Below are 18246 nucleotides of genomic sequence, written 5' to 3'. Positions count from 1 at the left end.
CTCCGTCCATGATGCCCGCAATCGCGGTCAGGTTCCGGCCACAATTGCTCGTACGGTCGCGAGTATGGCTTCGTCACACATCTCGATCAGAGGGGCCCGCACCAACAACCTCCGCGGCGTGGACGTCGACATCCCCCGCGACCGCCTGGTGGTGTTCGCGGGCGTCTCGGGGTCCGGCAAGTCGTCGCTGGTCTTCGACACGATCGCCGCGGAGGCCGGCTACCAGTTGAACGAGACCTTCCCCCCGTTCGCGAGGAACCGGCTGCCGAAGTGGACACGTCCCGACGTGGAGCACATCGACGGGCTGTCGCCTGTCGTGGTGATCGACCAACGGCGCCTCGGCGGCAACGCCCGCTCCACGGTCGGCACGATCACCGACACCTGGACCTACCTGCGGCTGCTGTTCTCCCGTCTCAGCACGCCGCACGTGGGCGAGTCGAACCACTTCTCGTTCAACGATCCGGCCGGAATGTGCCCCACGTGCTCGGGGCTCGGCGACGTCGTCGTCACGGCCGTGGACCGCATCCTCGACCTGGACAGGTCGCTGCGGCAGGGCGCGATCAGGCTTCCGGGGTTCGGCGACGGCAACTACTGGTACTCCCAGTACGCCGACATCGGGGTGTTCGACCCGGAGACGCCGCTGCGCGACTGGAGCCGGGACGAGCGCGACGCCCTGCTCCACGGCGGCGAGGCGGCGGCGCGGCTGGGGCGGCGGCCGGGGCGCGGGCTGCCGAAGGACTACGAGGGGGTCGTCGAGCGGTTCGAGCGGATCTACCTGCACACCTCGGGCGACATGTCCGAGCGCAAGCAGGAGACGATCCGCCGGTTCACCCGGTCGCAGGTCTGCCCCGACTGCGGGGGCGACCGGCTCAACGAGGCGTCCCGCACCGCCACCGTCCTCGGGCACACCATCGGCGAGCTGTCCCGGCTGGAGGTCGCCGAGCTCGCCGGGCTCGTGCGGGGCATCGACGCACCGGATGTCGCCCCCGTCGTCGCCGCGCTGACCGCCAGGCTCGACGCCATGGACGCCATCGGCCTGGGATATCTCAACCTGGCACGCACGACGACGACGCTGTCGGGCGGCGAGTCCCAGCGCATCAAGATCGTGAAGCACCTCGGGTCGAGCCTCACCGAGATGCTCTACGTGTTCGACGAGCCCACGGCCGGGCTCCATCCCACGGACGTCGAGTCCATGACGAGACTGCTGGAACGGCTGCGCGACAGGGGCAACACCATCCTCGTCGTCGAGCACGACCCCGCCGTCATGGCCGTCGCCGACCAGGTCGTCGAGATCGGTCCCGGCGCCGGCGCCGACGGAGGCCGGCTCGTCTTCCAGGGCACGTTCTCCGAGCTCCGGCGGGCCGGCACCCCCACAGGACGCGCGCTCTCCCGGCCCGCGCCGCTCAAGACGGCCCCGCGTACGGCCCCGCCGACGACGAGGGCGGCGATCACCGTCGCCGAGGCGACGCGCAACAACCTGCGGCGCGTCACCGTGGACATCCCCGCCGGGGTGATGACCGTCCTCACCGGCGTGGCCGGCTCGGGGAAGTCCAGCCTGGCCGCCGAACTCGTCGAGCAGCACGACGCCGTCGTGATCGACCAGAGGCCGGTCGGCGTCAACCGCCGGTCCACGCCGATCACCTACACCGGCATCGCGCCGGCCGTACGCAGGCTGTTCGCCCGGCGCAACGGCGTCTCCGTCGCGCTGTTCAGCGCGAACTCGGAAGGCGCCTGCCCGAAGTGCGGCGGGCTCGGGATCATCTACACCGATCTGGCCTTCATGGACGGTCAGGAGGTCGTCTGCGAGGCATGCGAAGGGCGGCGCTTCACCCCCGAGGTGCTGGCGTACACCGTCGACGGCCTGTCCATCGCCGACGTCGACGCCCTCTCCGTCGACCAGGCCAGGCACCGGCTGCCGGACAAGGCCGTCGACCGGGCGCTGCGGCACCTGTCGCAGGCCGGTCTCGGCTATCTCCGGCTGGGCCAGTCGCTCACCACGCTGTCCGGAGGGGAGTGCCAGCGGCTCAAGATCGCCAAGGAGCTGCGCGACGCCGAGCAGCCCACGACGTACGTGCTCGACGAGCCCACCACGGGCCTGCACATGAGCGACATCGACGGCCTGCTCCGGGTGCTGGACGCGCTCGTCGACCGGGGGCACACCGTCGTGGTCATCGAGCACAACCTGGACGTCATCCGCCAGGCCGACTGGCTGATCGATCTCGGGCCAGGCCCCGGCAGGCACGGCGGGAACGTCCTCTACCAGGGGCACGTCGCGGACTACCCGCCGGAGGCGGGGACGCCGACGGCCCGCGCCCTCGCCGCCCACCGGTAGGCCCGGCGTGTCTCAGCGGAGCAGGGACAGCACGGCCTCGCGGATGGCGCCCCTGTCGATGCCGGCGTCCTCCAGCTGCTCCTGCGAGGTCGCGCTGCCGGGCATCCGCGACACGCCCAGCTTGCGCACCGGCACCGGCGCGTCCGCGAGCGCCGAGAGCACGGCGTCGCCCAGCCCGCCCTCCGGCCAGTGGTCCTCCACCGTGACGACCTTCCCTGTCGCCCTGGCCATCTCGACGAGCTCGGCCGAGTCGAGCGGCTTGACCGAGTACGCGTCGATCACGGTGACGGAGACGCCGTCCTCGGCGAGCAGGTCGGCGGCGGCCAGGGCCTCGTGCACGGCGACGCCCGCGGCCACGACGGTCGCCTGGCCGCCGGTGCGCAGGATCTTGCAGCCGCCCACGGGGAACTCCTCGTCGGGACCGTAGATCACCGGAGTCTCACCCCGGGTCGTCCGCAGGTAGCGGACGCCCTCCATAGTGGCCATGTCCGCGACCAGCCGGGCCGTCTGGTTCGCGTCGCAGGGGTACAGCACGGTGCTGCCGTGCACCGCGCGGAACGCCGCGAGGTCCTCCAGGCCCATCTGGGAGGGCCCGTCCTCGCCGATCGACACCCCGCCGTGCGATCCCACCAGGCAGATCCCGGCCCGGCTCACCGCCGCCATCCGGACGAAGTCGTACGCCCTGGTGAGGAAGGCGGCGAACGTCGCGGTGTAGGGGGTCCAGCCGCGGGCGGCCATGCCGATGGCGGCGGCGACCATCTGCTGCTCGGCGATGTAGAACTCGAAGAACCGCTCCGGGTGCGCCTTGGCGAACGCCTCGAGCTTGGTCGAGTCGGCCACCTCGCCGTCGAGCGCGACGACGTCGCCTCGCGCCGTGCCGAGCGCGGCCAGCGCCTCACCGAAGGCGGTCCGCGTGGCCACCCGCTCGCCCATCTCGTATCTCGGCAGGTCGAGCGTGCCGTCGGCGTACCGGTACGGCGTGGCCGGGGCGTCGGGCGCGGTGACCTCGACGGTGAGGGAACGCGGCCCGCCGAGCTCGCCGAGCGCCTGCTCGGCGTCCTCCAGCGGCTTGCCGTGCTTGCCCTCGCGGTTCTCCACGGCCGACACGCCGCGGCCCTTGCAGGTCCTGGCGATGATCGCCGTCGGGCGGCGCCGGGTGGCCCGGGCGTCGGCGAGCGCGTAGTCGATCTGGCCGGGGTCGTGGCCGTCGATCTCGATGGTGTGCCAGCCGAAGGCGCCGAGCCTGGCAGCGTACGCGCCGAGGTCCCAGCCGTGCCGGGTCGGGCCGCGCTGGCCGAGCCGGTTCACGTCGATGATCACTGTGAGGTTGTTCAGCCCCTCGTGCCCGGCGTGCTCGAACGCCTCCCACATCGATCCCTCGGCGAGCTCGCTGTCGCCGCACAACACCCAGACGTGGTAGGGCAGGCGGTCCAGCCTGCGCGCGGTCAGCGCCAGCCCCACCCCCACGGGAAGGCCGAAGCCCAGCGAGCCGGTGGCCACGTCGACGAACGGCACCTGCGGGGTGGGATGGCCCTCCAGGCGGCTGCCGCGTCTGCGGAAGGTCAGCAACTCCTCGTCGGTGACGACCCCGGCTGCCTTGAGCATCGCGTACAGGAGGGGGGAGGCGTGGCCCTTCGAGAAGACGAGGTGGTCGTTGGCCGGGTTGGCCGGATCCGCGACGTCCACGCGCAGGTGACGGGCGAGCAGCACGGCCATCAGCTCGGCCGCCGACATCGAGGACGTCGGATGTCCCGAGCCGGCGGCCGCGGCGGCCCGGACCGAGTCCACCCGGAGCTGGGCCGCGAGTTCGCACAGGAAGCGGTAGTCAAGCTCGTCCATTGCCCCCGACTACCCCGGTACGCCCCTTCGTATCGCCGTAAATGGTGCGTACCCGATATGTCGGGATTTTGGGACCGTCAGCGGCGGCGCAGGCCGAGACCGGCGACGGCGGCGAGCCCGAGACCTGCGAGGGTGACCAGGCGGCGGTGCTGCGACATCCACAACTGCACACTGCGGCCGTGCGACCGCCGGTCGAAGCTGCCGTGCGCTCCGTAGTCCTTGTCCTCGTCCGCGGGTTCCCACAGGTTGGACACCCCGGTCGGCGCCTTCTCACCGGTGAGCTGCGACTTCACCCCGGTCCTCGCGAGGTAGCGGTCGAGCAGGGCGGGCACCGCCCGCTGGCCCATGATCGTGGCCGCGGTCATCCCGCCGACCCAGTACTCCTTGCGCTCCGGATGCTCGGCGGCGTAGACGAGCGCGTCGGCGGCCACCTCCGGCTGGTAGATCGGCGGCACCGGCTGCGCGTGCCGGCGCATCCGGTTCAGCCCCCAGTCGAACTGCGGGGTGTTGAGCGCAGGGAGCTGCACCACCGTGATCTTCACGCCCGAGTCCTCGGCGAGCAGCTCCGTCCGCACCGACTCGGTGAACCCGACGATCGCGTGCTTGGCGCCGCAGTACGCGGACTGCAGCGGGATCGACCGGTAGGCCAGGGCCGAGCCCGCCTGCACGATGACGCCCTTGTCGCGCGGCTTCATCATCTCCAGGGCCACCCGGGTGCCCCAGACGTAGCCGAGATAGGTCACCTTGGTCTCGCGCTCGTACTCCTCGGGGGTGATCTCCAGGAACGGCGCGAAGACCGTCGTGAACGCGATGTTGATCCAGACGTCGATCGGGCCCAGCTCGGCCTCGGCCCGCTGGGCGGCCTGGCGGACCTGGTCGTAGTCGGAGACGTCCGCGGCGAAGGTCTTCCCGGTGCCGCCCTCGGCCCCGACGTCCACGGCGGCGCCGGCGAGGCCCGCCTCTCCACGTGCGATGAGCGCGACCTTCGCGCCCTCCGCTCCGAGCTGCCGGACCACCGCGCGGCCCACACCGCCGCTCGCGCCGGTCACCACGACGACCTTGTCCTTCAGGCTCACCTCGTCATCCTCTCGATTGCGGCCCGCCGCCGAGCCTCTTCTGCCTGCGTACGGCGAACGCCATGTAGATCGCGATGATCGCCATGATCGCCACGACGATCCCGGTCAGCACCCAGATGCGCCCGACGAAGGAAAGCACCAGAACGGCGAAACAGAAGACCAGGGCGAACGACGCGATCCGGACGTGGATCACGTCCATCGGCGTCGCCTCCACCATGGGCTTGCCGGTCGGCGAACGTTGTTCTTCGGTCATGGAGGCCCCTCTACCCTCGAATGCGGTTCACTATCGCCGTGGTGGACCGGTCCGGGACGTAGCCGAGCACCCGCACCTCTCCGCCCAGCTCCCTGACCAGCTCCGCCTCGGGCAGCAGGTCGGGGTGGTAGTCGCCGCCCTTGACGTACACCTCCGGCCGGACGAGCCGCAGCAGCTCGGTCGGGCTGTCCTCGTCGAAGACGGTGATGTAGTCCACGCAGCCCAGCGCCGCGAGCACCGCCACCCGGTCCTCGCACCGGTTGATCGGGCGTTCCGGCCCCTTCAGCCGGGCCACGCCGTCGTCGCTGTTGACCGCGACGACCAGCACGTCGCCGAGCCGGGCGGCCTCCTCAAGGCAGGCGACGTGGCCGCGGTGCAGCACGTCGAAGCAGCCGTTGGTGAAGACGATCCGCCTGCCCTCGGCGCGGTCGCGCTCCAAGCACGCGGCCAGCCGCTCGGGCGGCAGCGCGATGTCGGGGCGCAGCGCCTGCAGCAGGTCCTCGTGGGAGCAGGCGGCCGTCCCCTGGCGGCGCACCACCACGCTCGCCGCCGCCTGGCCGATGTCGGCGGCGCGCTCGGGCTCCGCGCCCGCCGCCAGGGCGAGCGAGAACGCCGCCGTGAAGGTGTCGCCCGCGCCGATGCTCATCGTGTCGGGCGCGGGGGTCGCGTACGTGCGGTGCGGCTCCCTGCCGCGCCGGTGCAGCAGCGTGCCCTCGCCGTCCAGCGTGGTGACCACGAGGTCGGCGCCGGTGGCCTCGATGAGGTCCTCCGAGCGCGAGGACAGGAAAGTCACCCGGTCGTGGTCGTCCCCTTCGCCCAGCAGCCGCCGCACCTCGGCGTAGTTGGGCAGCACGGCCGTCGGCCGGCAGTCCCGCCAGGCGGCCACGTCGTGGGCGTCCACCACGAGGATCGGCGCGCCGCGCGATCCCTCGCTCCGGTCGATGCTCAGGTCGCACAGCACCCGGCGGACGTTCGGGGTGCACACCCCGCCGCCGTAGTCGCAGGCGATGATGACGTCCGCGTCCGCCGCGAGCCGGGTGATCTGCTCGATGAGCTCGCGCTCGGCCGCCTCCGGCAGCGGCGCCTCGTCCTCCTCGTCGTACCGCGCCACGATCTGGCCGTCGGTCAGCACGCGGCGCTTGACCGCGGTCCGCCAGCTCCGCACGATGACCAGGCCCTCGATGTCGAGCCGTCCCAGGGTCGCGTTGAGCGTCGCCCCGGCGGGGTCGGCGCCGGTGATCCCCACCATGTGGACCCGCGCGCCCAGGGCGGCCAGGTTCACGGCCGTGTTGGCGGCGCCGCCCGGCTGGTCCTCGATCTGCTCGACGGTCACCACCGGCACCGGGGCTTCCTGGGCCATGCGCTTCGTGCGGCCCCGCAGCCACGAGTCGAGCATCACGTCCCCGACGACGACGGCTGTGACTTCACCGAAACGGTTGAGCGTCTCTTCCGTCATACCTCGCGGCTACCCCCGCAGACGCAGGGGAAACAACAGGCACGGCAGACCCGGCCGCCCGGTTTGGGACCGCCGCACCGGGGTAACCGGGATCAGACGTCGCTCCACACGAGTGTTCCGCCGGGGGTCAGCCGGCGGGCCCGGACGAATGGGGGGTGTCCGATGGACGAGAGGACGAAGCGGGTGGCCGTCCGTCCGCCGGGCGGCATGTGCCCATGAGTGCGCTGCTCGTGGAAGGAGTCGAGCGGATCGCCGTGCTGAGGGCGAACGCCCTGGGCGACCTGCTGCTGGCACTGCCCGCCATCGGGGCGCTGCGACGGGCGTATCCCGCCGCCAAGATCACTCTGCTCGGCCGCGAATGGCACGCGCGGTTCCTGCGTAATCGCCCGGGCCCGGTGGACGAGGTGGTGGCGTTGCCGCCCATCTCCGGCGTCTCCTCCCCGCCCGACGGGATCGCCGCCCCCGAGGAGCTGTACGAGGACCTGCGCCGGCGCAGGTTCGACCTGGCCGTCCAGATGCACGGAGGCGGGCGCAACTCCAATCCCTTCATCCGCCGCCTCGGCGCGCGGGTGACGGCAGGCCTGCGCACCCCCGACGCCGCGCCGCTCGACCGCTGGGTGCCGTACGTCCACTACCAGCACGAGACCCTGCGCTACCTGGAGGTGGCAGGGCTGCTCGGCGCGGCCACCAACGAGATCGAGCCGAGGATCGCGGTCGTCAGGGAGGACTGGGCCGAGTTGAACCGCACGCTCGGCAAGGTGCCTCGCGGGCTGGTGGCGATCCACCCGGGCGCGGAGGACCGGCGCAGGAGATGGCCGCCGGAACGCTTCGCCGAGGTCGCCGACCGCCTCGGCCGGCCGGTGGTGGTGACCGGCGTCGAGGAGGAGCGGGAGATCGTCGAGAAGGTCGTCGCGCAGATGCAGACCCCGGCGAGGGCCGTCGTCGGGGAGCTGTCCCTCGGCGGGCTCACCGCGCTGTACGCCGCCTGCGACCTGCTCGTCTCCAACGACACCGGGCCGCGCCACCTGGCGGCGGCGACCGGCACGCCCACGGTCGGGATCTACTGGTGCGGCAACATGATCAACTGGGGTCCGCTGAGCAGGGGACACCAGCGGCCGCTGATCTCCTGGACGTCCGGCTGCCCGATCTGCGGGCTCCCCGCAGGGCCCGAGGGCATGCGCGAGTGCGGCCACGGGGATGTCTCGTGGGTGGGCGACGTCAGCGTGGACGACGTGCTCGAACAGGCGTGGGACCTGCTGCGATGAGCACCGTGGCGGAGAAGGCCAAGGTCTTCGAGACGCCGCCCGTCGAACTGCGGCCGAGCGACCCGAGCGAGCCGGGCATCCGGCGCAGGCGCCGGGGGCGCGGGTTCAGCTACACCTGGGCCTCCGGCCGGCCCGTGAAGGACCGCGCCACCCTGCGCCGGATCAAGTCCCTCGCGATCCCGCCGGCCTGGACCGGCGTCTGGATCTGCGCCCACCCGAACGGCCACCTCCAGGCCGTGGGCACCGACTCGGCGGGCCGGCGGCAGTACCGCTACCACGACGAGTGGCGCAGGCAGCAGGACGAGGCCAAGTTCGACCACGTGCTGGACATCGCCCAGCGGCTCCCCGAGTTCCGCGAGCGGGTCACCCGCGACCTGCGCGGCGACGAGCTGAGCCGCGAGCGCGTGCTGGCCACCGCCGCGCGCATGCTCGACATCGGCTTCTTCCGCGTCGGCGGGGAGGAGTACACCGACTCCTACGGCCTGGCCACGCTGAAGACGTCGCACGTGAAGTGCGGCGACGGCAAGGTCGTGTGCCGCTACCTGGCCAAGGGCCGCAAGGAGCGGGAGCAGGTGCTGACCGACGCCGACGTGTGCGAGGTGCTGACGGCGCTGTCCAAGGGGCGCAGGGGGGAGCTGCTGCGCTACCGCGCCGACGACGGCTGGGTGGACGTGCGGAGCGCCGACATCAACGCCTACCTGAAGGAGACGTTCGGCACCGACGTCTCGGCCAAGGACTTCCGCACCTGGCACGCCACGGTCCTGGCGGCGGTCGGGCTCGCCGTCTCCCGCCCCGTACGCAGCGGCGCGGGGCGCAGGCGGGCGGTCTCCAGGGTGATGAATGAGGTGTCGGAGTACCTGGGCAACACGCCGTCGGTCTGCCGCGCCTCCTACGTGGACCCGCGCATCGTCGCGCTGTACGAGAAGGGACGGACGATCCCCCTCGAACGGCTGGGTGAGGACACCGGCGAGGGCCGGCTCGCCACCCACGGGCCGGTCGAGGAGGCCGTCATCGAACTCCTGCGCCGAGCGCCCGCACGGCGGCGTTGACCACCTGGGCGGCCGGGACCGCGGCGTCCAGCCGATCGGTGCCGTCCACCTCGTGCAGGATCGGGTGCCGGCCGCCCGCCGTGGACACGAGCACCGAGGGCGTCCGATAGGACGCGGCGAGCCGCGTCATCGCGACGTCGCCGCTGATGACCAGCCGGGCCCCGGCGACCAGCGCGCACAGCTCCCGGAGCGAGGTGCGGCCCGCGAGCACGATCTGCGGCGGCAGCACCGCCCGGGTCGCCACGAGCAGGGCCATCGGCCGCTCCCGCGCGCTGCCGGTGATCACCACGGGCAGGCCCTCGTCCGTGAGCATCCTGGCCACCTCGGCGAACCGATCGGCGGGCCAGCGCAGCGACGTGCCGCCCGCGCCGGGGTGGATCACGACGGCCCCCGGTGCGGGGCTCGCGGTGAGGGGAGTGGGCAGCGCCGAGTCCTCAGGATCGGCCGGCACGCCGTGCCACCGGAGCAGCCGGCACCACCGCAGCACCTCGTGCTCGCCCGGGTCCCACCACGGCCCCCTGATCCAGGGGACGTCCGGGTTGGCGTACGCCCACAGGCGTCTCGTCCCCTCGCCCCGGTAGCGCAGATTCAGCAGGAGCCGATGGCTGCGCGGCCCGCGGCCGTGCAGGTTGACGGCGAGGTCCGGCAGGAGCGGCGGGTGATCGGCGTCCTCCTCGCCGGGCCCGGGCCACGACAGCGGCGCGAGCCCGTACGCGGGCAGGATCCGGTCGACCGCGCCGGTCAGCGCGGCGAGTTCGCTCAGCTCCGGCGGGCAGGCCAGGACGACGCGCAGCCCGTGGCGGCGCAGGGCGCGCAGCGCGGGCACCACGGTGAGCAGGCCCCCGATGCCGTCAGAACGCAGCACGAGGGCCGTCGACGTCACCGGCTCACCCCGGGGGTAGGCGGAATCAAGAGGCGCTCCTTTCCAGCTCCCGGGTGGACAGGGCCCGGTCGTAGGCGGCCAGGGTCTCGGCGGCGATGCGGCTCCAGGCGTACCTCGCGCGGGCCCGGTCGGCCCCCGCGATGCCGTACGCCGTGCGCCGCACCGGGTCGTCGAGCAGCTTGCGCAGCGCCTTGGCCAGTACGGCGGGCTTGCGGGGCGGCACGAGAAGGCCGGTCACGTTGTTGACCACCGTCTCCCTCTGGCCGCCGACCGCCGAGGCGACGACCGGAACGCCGCAGGCCATCGCCTCGAGCGCCACCATCCCGAACGGCTCATACCAGGGCACGGACACGACGGCGGCGGCCGAGCGCATCAGCGCGGGCAGGGTGTCGCGCTCGACCCGGCCGAGGAAGCGGACCCGGTCGGAGACGCCCGCCTGGGTCGCGAGCCAGCGCAGCCGGGTGACCTCGGGGTCGTGGTGCAGCTCGGCGGCCGGGGGACCGCCCGCGATGACCAGCTCGGCGTCCCGCAGGTACTGCAGCGTCCTGATGGTGGTCTCCAGGCCCTTGCGCGGCACGAGCCGGCCGACCGACAGCAGGCGGGGGCGCTCCGGCCGCTCAAGCGGCTCGACGTGGGGGTGGAAGGTGGTGACGTCCACTCCGCAGGGGACGACCCGGGTCGCGTGGCGCCGCACGCCCATGCGGATCAGCTCGTCGACCTCGTCGTTGCAGGTCGCGATGATGCCGTCGGCGCGCCGTCCGATCTCGGCCTCGGCCTCGATGCGATCCCGCGGGCTGGTGTCCGCCGGGCCCTGGTGACGCCGCTTGACGCTGCCGAGCGCGTGGTAGGTGTGGACGACCGGGATGCGCAGCTTCTCCGCCGCGGCGAGCGCGGCCAGCCCGCTCATCCAGAAGTGGCTGTGCACGATGTCCGGACGGTCGAACAGCCACCGGTCGTGCAGCCACTTCCCGAATTGGGGGATCCAGGGAAGGATCTCGTCCTTGGGGATCTCGGAGGCGGGGCCCGCGGGGACGTGGACGACGTCCACACCCGGGCCGAAGGCGACGGTTTCCGGCCGGTCCTCGCGGTCCTTGCGGGTGTAGACGGTGACTTCGTGACCGGCGCGGGCGAGCTCCCGGGCGAGGGCGGCGACGTGCACGTTCTGGCCGCCGGCGTCGACACCGCCGAGGGTGGCGAGCGGGCTGGCGTGCTCCGAGACCATGGCGATCTTCACTGGGGGTTCCTCCAAGAGCGGCAGTGGCGAATACCCGGCTCGGGAGTCAGGGAGTCCAGGTGTGCAGGCCCGGCGACCGGGACGGGGGCGGCGGCCGGTCGCGGCGTGCGGGAGCCGCCGGCGCGGACGCGGCCATGACGGTTCCCGGGGGCGGAATGGCCCGCGACGACGGCGGCGCACGCATGGCGGGCCGCGGCGGGACGGTGGAGGGCGGGCGTGCGCCCCGCGAGGACGATGGCGCGTAACCGGGGGGCGGCGCCGGAGGCGGCCCGTACGGGACGGGCGGCGGCATGGGGGCCGGTGGAGGGAATGCTCGTGGAAGAGGTAGGGAAAGCGGTGCTGCCGGTGCCCGCGGTGCCTCGTCTGAGGGCCGGTTCAGGGCGGGATGAAGTCCGGTCACGCGTTCCCAAGACGCTCCTCCGTCACGGCATGCTCACGCCAAGGAGGTACCTGCGTCTTAGGCACCAGGAATACCAACAACCATATCCACCTTCGCGCCCGTCAAACCAGTGGTTTCGCCCGGAAAGGGCCGGGCAGCGCTAGGCATACGGAACCGAGGGGGACACGAGGGGAAGAGATGGAGACGCCGCACTATGTCGCGGCCCGCGTGCAGCGGGCTCTTGCGGAGGACGAACGGACCACCGAACTGGGCATTCGGGTGGATGTGCGAGGAGAACAGGTCTACCTGCGCGGGCAGGTCTCCTGTGACGAGCGGCGGCACCAGATCGAGAACGTCGCCCGGGAGGCGGCTCCGGGCCTGCGGGTGCACAACGAGATCACCTTGGTGGAGGTGCGGGAGCCGGGAGAGGAGGAGCATCTGTGAGGGAGCTGCGGATCGCCGCCGTCGCGGACATCCATCTGGGCGAGGATCTGCGCGGCCACTATCGCAAGAAGATCGAGGGCATCGAGCGCCGTGCGGACGTGCTGCTGGTGGGAGGCGATCTGACCAGGCACGGCACGATCCCCGAGGCCCGGGTGGTCGCCGAGGAGCTGAGCGGCCTGCCCATCCCCGTCGTCGCCGTGCTGGGCAACCACGACTACCACTCCGACCGCAACGAGGAGATCGTCGATCTCCTCCGCGACGCCGGCATCACCGTCCTCGACGACGAGGGCGCGGTCGTCCCCATCGACGGCGTACGGCTCGGAGTCGCCGGCGGCAAGGGCTTCGGCGGCGGTTTCGCCGGGAAGTGCGCCAGCGAGTTCGGAGAGCCGGAGACCAAGGCGTTCGTCCGGCACACGAAGGAGATCGCCGAGCGGTGGCGGCGGGCGCTCAAGGAGCTGGACGCCGACCACAAGATCGTGCTCAGCCACTACTCGCCCGTGAAGGACACGCTGATGGGCGAGCCGCCGGAAATCTATCCGTTCCTCGGCAGCTACATGCTGGCGGAGGCGGCCGACGCCGAAGGCGCCGATCTTTTCATTCACGGGCACGCGCACGCGGGCACGGAAAAGGGCGTCACTCCCGGAGGCATCCGGGTGCGTAATGTCGCCCTTCCTGTCATCAAGCACGCCTACACCGTTTACTGCCTGAACGGCGACCATTGCTGATTCGCTGTTCCGATCGCGAGACGGCGACCGGCCCTTCGGCCGGTCGCCGTCTCGATGTCCGCGAATAGCGTGGATGAGGTTGCGGTTTGTGGGTGAGGTTGCGGCTAGGGATTGAAGATGCTGACGCCCCCGGGGCCGACGAGGAATCCGAGGACGATGAGGACGATCCCCCAGAGGATGTCCCGACGGGCCAGGATGACGTAGATCCCGGCGATGACCAGTACCACGGCGATGATCCAAAGCAGAGTAGCCATGGCCCTCCACTGCCCCTGCAAAGGGGCTCGTAACATCATCGAGCGCTGGCCCGGATCGAATTTGCCCCTCAAGCACCCATTGTTACGTTAGCTTGACAATATTCGGGCATCTGGTGATACATGACCACTTTCGGATATTTTCTGTCCAGTGAGGAGCATGACCCCAAGGAGCTGGTACGTCAGGCGAAACTCGCCGAGGAAGCCGGCTTCGAGGCGTTGTGGATCTCCGACCACTTTCACCCGTGGCTGGACGAGCAGGGCGAGAGCTCGTTCGTGTGGTCCGTCATCGGAGCCATTTCGCAGGCCACGTCGCTGCCGGTGACCACCGCGGTCACCTGTCCCATCATCCGCATCCACCCGGCGATCATCGCCCAGGCCGCCGCGACCGCCCAGATCCTGCTGGAGGGCAGGTTCCGCCTGGGGGTCGGCACCGGCGAGGCGCTGAACGAGCACATCCTGGGCGACCAGTGGCCCCCGGCCGAGGAGCGCCAGCGCATGCTGGAGGAGGCCCTCGACGTCATCAGGGAGCTGTGGGCGGGCGAACTGGTGACGTACCGGGGCGAGTTCTACGAGGTGGACACGGCCCGGCTGTACTCGCTGCCCGACCGGCCCCCGCCGATCTACATCTCGGGCTTGGGGCCCAAGTCCGTCGAGCTCGCGGGACGGCTCGGCGACGGCTACATCCACACCGCGCCCGCCGCCGACATGGTCGAGGCGTTCCACAAGGCGGGCGGCGAGGGCAAGCCGTGCGCGGCCGGGCTGAAGGTGTGCTGGGCGCACGACGAGGCCGAGGCGCGCGCGACCGTCCACAGGCTCTGGCCCAACCAGGGGATCCCGGGCGAGGCCGCCCAGCTCCTGCCGCTGCCGCGGCACTTCGAGCAGCTCTCGCAGCTCGTCACGGAGGAGGCCGCCACCCGGTCGACGCCCTGCGGACCCTCTCCGGAGGCGCACCTGGACGCGATCCGCGCGTACGTGGACGCCGGCTTCGACGAGGTCTACATCTCCCAGATCGGCAAGGAGCAGGAGGGGTTCTTCGAGTTCTACTCGACGCAGATCCTGCCGCGCCTGCGGGAACGGCGCTGACACGCCTGCGGGAACGGCGCTGACGCGACGCACACGAGAGCGCGACCGCGGGTGCCGCGGTCGCGCTCTCCGGACCTTTAGTCCTCGTCCTTGACCAGGCGCAGCGACAGGAGCGGCTGGACGAACCACAGCCAGGCGCACAGCAGCGCCACACCCGCGCCGACCAGCGCGGCGGGCCCGGGGCTGGTCAGCGCGTCCAGAACCAGGGCGGTGGAGCAGGCCATGGACACGGCCAGGGCCAGCCCGCCGGCCACGCCCAGCCGGTTGGCCCGGTGCAGCAGCAGCTCCTTGAGTCCCGACCGGAACAGGATCCGGTGCTGCGTCGCCGGGGCGATCGTGCAGATCGACGCGACCGCCGCGCTGACGACGGCCAGGTAGAACAACCAGTTCCCGGTCACGTCGATCTTGCCGAAACCGGAGGAGAACGGCAGCGTCAGCAGGAACGCGAACAGCACCTGCACGCCCGTCGCGGCCACCCGCAGGCCCTGCAGCAGCTCGCCGAGCTCGCGGTCGACGCGCTCCTTCGGGCTCTCGTCGGTGTTCTCCAGAGGCTCGAGAACCTCACTCATTCCTCGGCCTTCTTCATCAGACGCGCGTAGGCGAACTGGAGCCAGTCGGAGATCGCCACGGCCGCCATGGTGGCCCCGGCCAGCCGGGTCAGCCTGGGAAAGAACACGGTGCCCGCCGCGTATCCCGTCGCGACCCACTGGGACAGGCAGAACGGGCAGGTCAGCAGCTCGCCCACGGCGTGCTGCAGCCCGTGACCGCGGACCTTCTCCTTGAGCTCCGCCGGCCCCGAGACGCCCTCGTAACGGGTGAAGGGAGCGCGGATGGGGCTGGTGACCGGGTCCTTCGCGAGCGTCCGCGAGAGCCGGTGGGTGAACAGCCCCATGAGCATGAGGTCCATCACCTTGATCTTCTCGGGGGCCTCGCGGCCCGTCAGTTTCGCCGCGGCGAGCAGCACCGTGACGGCCCCGCCGTACACCGCGAGCACCCGTGTGTACGAGGCCAGCGGACGGTTGTCCTCCCCCTCGTACTCGCGCTTGATCTCCTGGAGGGTCTCGGTCATGAGCGCGCCCTACCCGGGATTGTTTGCGGCGAACATGGCTGGGCAAGCGACGTGAGTGGGTAGTCACAGTCACGAAGTCACCGACGCGATTCTTGAGACGCTGAAGCGCGCCGGGGCCGGTCTCAAGGAGGCCGGGGTGCGGTTCGCCCTGGCCGGAGGCTGCGCCGGCTACGCGAGGGGCGCCGCGCCATCACTGCACGACGTCGACTTCGCCCTTGTCGAGGAAGACGTCCCGGTCGCGCTGAAAACCCTGGAGAGCCTGGGTTTCCGGACCGCGAAACCACCGGAGGACTGGCTGGTCAAGGCGTTCGACGAGGAAGGCGTCCTCGTCGACCTGATCTTCTCGCTGGCCGACAGGCCCGTGACCGAGGCGATGATCGCCCGGGCGCAGCCGATCAACACCGCCGCGTTGAGCCTGCCCGTCCTCGAAGCCACCGATCTTGTGATCTCCTGGATACTGCCGCTGTCCGAGCACGCCTGCGACTACGGCTCGCTGCTGCCCATGGTCCGCGCCATGCGGGAGCAGGTGGACTGGGACCGGGTCGCCTCGGTCGCCGCGCCGTCGCCGTACGCCTCGACGTTCGTCACGCTCCTGGAGCGACTGCACATCATCGCCCCTACGACACCTCGGCCGGACAGCACCTGGCCCTGAACGCCTGCCCGCCGTCCCGGTCCGTGCGGAGGAGGGGCCGGGCGGGGTCCGGCTCGCCGGCTCGTCGGCGTAGAGAGGGGCCGCGCCGTGACGGCGCGGCCCCCTGCCACATGTCACTCACATGGACGAAGTGCGGGGGAAACGCCCGTAGTACTCCCCGACACGGTCCCGATAGCCCGGGTCGCCCATCGCCGTCTCGTGGAACTCCGGCGCGTTCTTGATCTCCTGTTTCGTGCGGCTGACGAAGACCTTGCGGTCCTGGAAGTCGATCCTCGTCACCACACTCGCGGGAAGCATGACCTTCTTGCCGAAAATCCACGGGCCCGTGTCCACGACGATGTAGCTCTGGCCGGCCTCGTAAGTGGCCTCGTCAACGGAACCGATCTTTCCGTCCACGGCCTGCACGTCGTACCCGGCGATGTCCATCTGCTGTCCCGTGCCCGACACGGTGTCGGAATACGACCAGAGATCCGGTGTCATGGTGCTCACTCCCTTCGTCGTCACTCCACGTACCCGAAGGCGAGAAGGGGAACATCCCGGACACGTAAGGGCAGGGCATGATCTGGCCGCCCGTCTTCCGGCACGATGAGCGCGCCGGTGGCGTGGAGCACCTCCGGATGCCGCTACTCTTGTGGTGCGGGCGCCGCTAGCTCAGTTGGTTAGAGCAGCTGACTCTTAATCAGCGGGTCCGGGGTTCGAGTCCCTGGCGGCGCACACAGGCAGGGCGTTCACCACGTGAGGTGAGCGCCCTGCGGCGTTTCAGCCGGCTTCTCCTCCCGCGACCGCCTCCCTGTGGTACGTCAGATGGCGAGGGTCGATGGAGTGCTCCGCGACCACGGACAGCACTCCGACCGGCTCGCCTGTCGACTGGTCCACCACGACGAGATCGTCCTGGACGGCGAGGGCTCCCGCGTCGAAGAGCGTGTGATGGTTGGGGCAGAGACAGAGCATGTTGGCGAGCTCATCGGGGCCGTTGTGCGGTTCCCCGAGCGGTCGGATGTGGCAGCCCTCGGCGTAGGGGCCGGTGGGGAGCATCAGCCGAATACCGCAGAGCTGGCACATGTGATCGTGCAGCGTCTTCACGAGCCGTGCCAGTGCGGTGTCCCGCACGATCCGCTCGACCGTGGTCGAGCGGCGCCCGACCGGCGCCGCCTGCAGGCCCACACAGGCGAGGAGGGCGTTCTGGTCGACGTCATGAAGGTATTCGGACAGCAGGAAGGCCGCGACGCGGGAGCGGACGGCATCGTCCTTCGTGACCAGGTCATAGGCCCAGTCGCGTGGGCCGGAGAGCGGCTGATGACGACGCATCCAGCGGAGCGGCTCGCCACCGCTGGCGGCAGGCGGAGCCGGGTGTCCCGGAATCTCCCACAGGCCGAAGTGGGTGAGTTTGAGGACGGGGTACTCCGGGTTCGGCGCGTCGTCGACGAGGCCGAAGGTGGAAATGAGCGAGCCGATCTCGGCGCGGGTCGTCTCCCAGGAGACAAGCCTGGGTTCGGCCCGTGCGGCCCTGCCGAGTGCCCAGAGCAGTGTGAGTGGCTGGTGCCGCTTGGGGCGTTTCGTCTGCGGCGACTTGGCCGTTTCGAGGTTCATGACCTTGCCGAGTAGGGCCTCGATCGGACTCTCGGCGGCACGGTCCTCCGGAGTGGTCACCGTGAAACCCAGGTCGGCCAGGGCCCGGGCGACCGTGACCGCTCCTCCCGAGAACTCCGAGGCGCGCAGCGGGCGGCCTGCCACACCGCGGTGCGCGACTCCGGCGATGGCTTTGGAGTCGTATCGCCGGCCCTGGTGCATGAGGAAGTAGCCCTGTGCTTCGCGATAGCCGTACTTCTCGAGGAATTCCTCCCGGCCGAGCCTGTCGAACTCCTCGATGGCGGCCAGCACCATGTCCCGGCGAAGATCAGATAAGCCCATCTGGTCATGGTACGTACCGAGATCGACGCCTGATCGCCGGGAGTTGGCGACACCCGGCGGGAGGACCGCAAGAAGGACGGAGTGTCCTCCTCCGTCTCCGCCGGACGGAGAGCCCGTTGCCGCGCCGTCGACGTCAGCGGGAGGTCTCGTACCAGTGGTAGGGGATCGACCAGTCCCAGTGCTCGATCTCCTCCTCCTGCTCGCGCGCCAGGTTGGGCGCGTCGGGACCCCAGGTCAGGGCGTAGGCGACGCCGAACTGGGCGGCCCAGTACCGTCCAAGCCGTACGAATCCCCGTCCAAGAGCGAAGATCATCCGCTTCGCCAACGAGAACACCATCGGGC

Annotated in this window: 19 protein-coding genes and 1 tRNA gene; 8 read left to right on the top strand and 12 right to left on the bottom strand. The window is 71.0% G+C overall.

The genetic code is table 11. The features are described 5' to 3' along the window. Positions 1-64 precede the first annotated feature (64 nt). Positions 65-2332 (top strand): excinuclease ABC subunit UvrA, encoded by a 2268-nt coding sequence (locus FLW16_RS05245; protein ID WP_142558103.1) that lies wholly within the window; start codon positions 65-67, stop codon positions 2330-2332. A gap of 12 nt (positions 2333-2344) precedes the next feature. On the opposite strand, the gene FLW16_RS05240 is transcribed toward FLW16_RS05245, so the two are convergent. From FLW16_RS05240 to rfaE2, 4 genes are all read right to left on the bottom strand, one after another. After that, a complete protein-coding gene (locus FLW16_RS05240; RefSeq protein WP_142558101.1) occupies positions 2345-4171 on the bottom strand; it encodes a transketolase in 1827 nt (608 codons plus the stop codon). Positions 4172-4248: 77 nt separating this feature from the next. Continuing rightward, entirely contained in the window at positions 4249-5241 is a 993-nt protein-coding gene (locus FLW16_RS05235) for an SDR family oxidoreductase (protein WP_142558261.1), read from the bottom strand. Between the two features lie 10 nt (positions 5242-5251). After that, positions 5252-5500, bottom strand: coding sequence for a hypothetical protein (locus tag FLW16_RS05230; RefSeq protein WP_142558099.1), 249 nt, complete (start codon positions 5498-5500; stop codon positions 5252-5254). Positions 5501-5510: 10 nt separating this feature from the next. Continuing rightward, the gene (rfaE2, locus tag FLW16_RS05225) at positions 5511-6956 is read right to left on the bottom strand and encodes a D-glycero-beta-D-manno-heptose 1-phosphate adenylyltransferase (protein WP_142558097.1); all 1446 of its coding nucleotides are present in this window, start codon (positions 6954-6956) and stop codon (positions 5511-5513) included. A gap of 215 nt (positions 6957-7171) precedes the next feature. On the opposite strand from rfaE2, the gene FLW16_RS05220 reads away from it, so the two are divergent. After that, entirely contained in the window at positions 7172-8221 is a 1050-nt protein-coding gene (locus tag FLW16_RS05220) for a glycosyltransferase family 9 protein (RefSeq protein WP_142558096.1), read from the top strand. Further along, on the top strand, positions 8218-9270 hold the full coding sequence (locus tag FLW16_RS05215) for a DNA topoisomerase IB (protein ID WP_142558095.1): 1053 nt from the start codon (positions 8218-8220) through the stop codon (positions 9268-9270). The genes FLW16_RS05220 and FLW16_RS05215 overlap by 4 nt, the downstream gene beginning before the upstream one ends. Here the strand turns inward: FLW16_RS05215 and FLW16_RS05210 are convergent. Together FLW16_RS05210 and FLW16_RS05205 are read right to left on the bottom strand one after the other, a co-directional pair. Next, the gene (locus FLW16_RS05210) at positions 9230-10153 is read right to left on the bottom strand and encodes a glycosyltransferase family 9 protein (RefSeq protein WP_142558093.1); all 924 of its coding nucleotides are present in this window, start codon (positions 10151-10153) and stop codon (positions 9230-9232) included. The genes FLW16_RS05215 and FLW16_RS05210 overlap by 41 nt on opposite strands. A 25-nt stretch (positions 10154-10178) precedes the next feature. Continuing rightward, positions 10179-11387 carry a glycosyltransferase gene (locus FLW16_RS05205; protein WP_142558091.1) on the bottom strand — a complete coding sequence of 403 codons (1209 nt, stop codon included), beginning with the start codon at positions 11385-11387 and terminating at the stop codon, positions 10179-10181. Positions 11388-11964: 577 nt separating this feature from the next. Here FLW16_RS05205 and FLW16_RS05200 point away from each other — a divergent pair. Together FLW16_RS05200 and FLW16_RS05195 are read left to right on the top strand one after the other, a co-directional pair. Then, positions 11965-12210 carry a BON domain-containing protein gene (locus FLW16_RS05200; protein WP_142558089.1) on the top strand — a complete coding sequence of 82 codons (246 nt, stop codon included), beginning with the start codon at positions 11965-11967 and terminating at the stop codon, positions 12208-12210. Next, positions 12207-12935, top strand: a complete 729-nt coding sequence (locus tag FLW16_RS05195; protein ID WP_221890903.1) for a metallophosphoesterase — start codon at positions 12207-12209, stop codon at positions 12933-12935. Before FLW16_RS05200 ends, FLW16_RS05195 begins: the two co-directional genes overlap by 4 nt. A gap of 104 nt (positions 12936-13039) precedes the next feature. On the opposite strand, the gene FLW16_RS43425 is transcribed toward FLW16_RS05195, so the two are convergent. After that, entirely contained in the window at positions 13040-13189 is a 150-nt protein-coding gene (locus FLW16_RS43425; protein ID WP_167530303.1) for a GPGG-motif small membrane protein, read from the bottom strand. 120 nt (positions 13190-13309) lie between these two features. Between FLW16_RS43425 and FLW16_RS05190 the strand changes: the two genes are divergently transcribed. Next, on the top strand, positions 13310-14272 hold the full coding sequence (locus FLW16_RS05190; protein ID WP_142558087.1) for a TIGR03557 family F420-dependent LLM class oxidoreductase: 963 nt from the start codon (positions 13310-13312) through the stop codon (positions 14270-14272). Between the two features lie 77 nt (positions 14273-14349). On the opposite strand, the gene FLW16_RS05185 is transcribed toward FLW16_RS05190, so the two are convergent. Beyond that, the gene (locus FLW16_RS05185; protein ID WP_142558085.1) at positions 14350-14841 is read right to left on the bottom strand and encodes a DUF6328 family protein; all 492 of its coding nucleotides are present in this window, start codon (positions 14839-14841) and stop codon (positions 14350-14352) included. After that, positions 14838-15341 carry a DUF1360 domain-containing protein gene (locus FLW16_RS05180; protein WP_142558083.1) on the bottom strand — a complete coding sequence of 168 codons (504 nt, stop codon included), beginning with the start codon at positions 15339-15341 and terminating at the stop codon, positions 14838-14840. The genes FLW16_RS05185 and FLW16_RS05180 overlap by 4 nt, the downstream gene beginning before the upstream one ends. Before the next feature lie 55 nt (positions 15342-15396). Between FLW16_RS05180 and FLW16_RS05175 the strand changes: the two genes are divergently transcribed. Then, positions 15397-15993, top strand: coding sequence for a nucleotidyltransferase family protein (locus tag FLW16_RS05175; protein ID WP_142558081.1), 597 nt, complete (start codon positions 15397-15399; stop codon positions 15991-15993). Between the two features lie 117 nt (positions 15994-16110). On the opposite strand, the gene FLW16_RS05170 is transcribed toward FLW16_RS05175, so the two are convergent. After that, entirely contained in the window at positions 16111-16473 is a 363-nt protein-coding gene (locus FLW16_RS05170) for a PRC-barrel domain containing protein (RefSeq protein WP_142558079.1), read from the bottom strand. A 160-nt stretch (positions 16474-16633) separates the two neighbouring features. Here FLW16_RS05170 and FLW16_RS05165 point away from each other — a divergent pair. Further along, positions 16634-16707 (top strand) — tRNA-Lys (locus FLW16_RS05165). Positions 16708-16752: 45 nt separating this feature from the next. Here FLW16_RS05165 and FLW16_RS05160 read toward each other — a convergent pair. Both FLW16_RS05160 and FLW16_RS05155 read right to left on the bottom strand, forming a co-directional pair. After that, entirely contained in the window at positions 16753-17904 is a 1152-nt protein-coding gene (locus FLW16_RS05160; RefSeq protein WP_221890902.1) for an HNH endonuclease, read from the bottom strand. Between the two features lie 133 nt (positions 17905-18037). Beyond that, complete coding sequence (locus tag FLW16_RS05155; protein WP_142558077.1) at positions 18038-18241, bottom strand: hypothetical protein; 204 nt, start codon at positions 18239-18241, stop codon at positions 18038-18040. Positions 18242-18246 lie beyond the last annotated feature (5 nt).

The sequence above is a fragment of the Microbispora sp. KK1-11 genome (assembly GCF_006874435.1).
Lineage (GTDB): Bacteria > Actinomycetota > Actinomycetes > Streptosporangiales > Streptosporangiaceae > Microbispora > Microbispora catharanthi.
This window is presented reverse-complemented; position numbering and strand designations above follow the sequence as displayed.

Excerpts from the sequence above, each read along its gene's own strand:
- FLW16_RS05245 (WP_142558103.1), top strand. The coding sequence starts at position 65 with ATGGCTTCGTCACACATCTCGATCAGAGGGGCCCGCACCAACAACCTC.
- FLW16_RS05240 (WP_142558101.1), bottom strand. The coding sequence starts at position 4,171 with ATGGACGAGCTTGACTACCGCTTCCTGTGCGAACTCGCGGCCCAGCTC.
- FLW16_RS05230 (WP_142558099.1), bottom strand. The coding sequence starts at position 5,500 with ATGACCGAAGAACAACGTTCGCCGACCGGCAAGCCCATGGTGGAGGCG.
- rfaE2 (WP_142558097.1), bottom strand. The coding sequence starts at position 6,956 with ATGACGGAAGAGACGCTCAACCGTTTCGGTGAAGTCACAGCCGTCGTC.
- FLW16_RS05220 (WP_142558096.1), top strand. The coding sequence starts at position 7,172 with ATGAGTGCGCTGCTCGTGGAAGGAGTCGAGCGGATCGCCGTGCTGAGG.
- FLW16_RS05215 (WP_142558095.1), top strand. The coding sequence starts at position 8,218 with ATGAGCACCGTGGCGGAGAAGGCCAAGGTCTTCGAGACGCCGCCCGTC.
- FLW16_RS05200 (WP_142558089.1), top strand. The coding sequence starts at position 11,965 with ATGGAGACGCCGCACTATGTCGCGGCCCGCGTGCAGCGGGCTCTTGCG.
- FLW16_RS43425 (WP_167530303.1), bottom strand. The coding sequence starts at position 13,189 with ATGGCTACTCTGCTTTGGATCATCGCCGTGGTACTGGTCATCGCCGGG.
- FLW16_RS05190 (WP_142558087.1), top strand. The coding sequence starts at position 13,310 with ATGACCACTTTCGGATATTTTCTGTCCAGTGAGGAGCATGACCCCAAG.
- FLW16_RS05185 (WP_142558085.1), bottom strand. The coding sequence starts at position 14,841 with ATGAGTGAGGTTCTCGAGCCTCTGGAGAACACCGACGAGAGCCCGAAG.
- FLW16_RS05180 (WP_142558083.1), bottom strand. The coding sequence starts at position 15,341 with ATGACCGAGACCCTCCAGGAGATCAAGCGCGAGTACGAGGGGGAGGAC.
- FLW16_RS05170 (WP_142558079.1), bottom strand. The coding sequence starts at position 16,473 with ATGACACCGGATCTCTGGTCGTATTCCGACACCGTGTCGGGCACGGGA.
- FLW16_RS05160 (WP_221890902.1), bottom strand. The coding sequence starts at position 17,904 with ATGGGCTTATCTGATCTTCGCCGGGACATGGTGCTGGCCGCCATCGAG.
- FLW16_RS05155 (WP_142558077.1), bottom strand. The coding sequence starts at position 18,241 with ATGGTGTTCTCGTTGGCGAAGCGGATGATCTTCGCTCTTGGACGGGGA.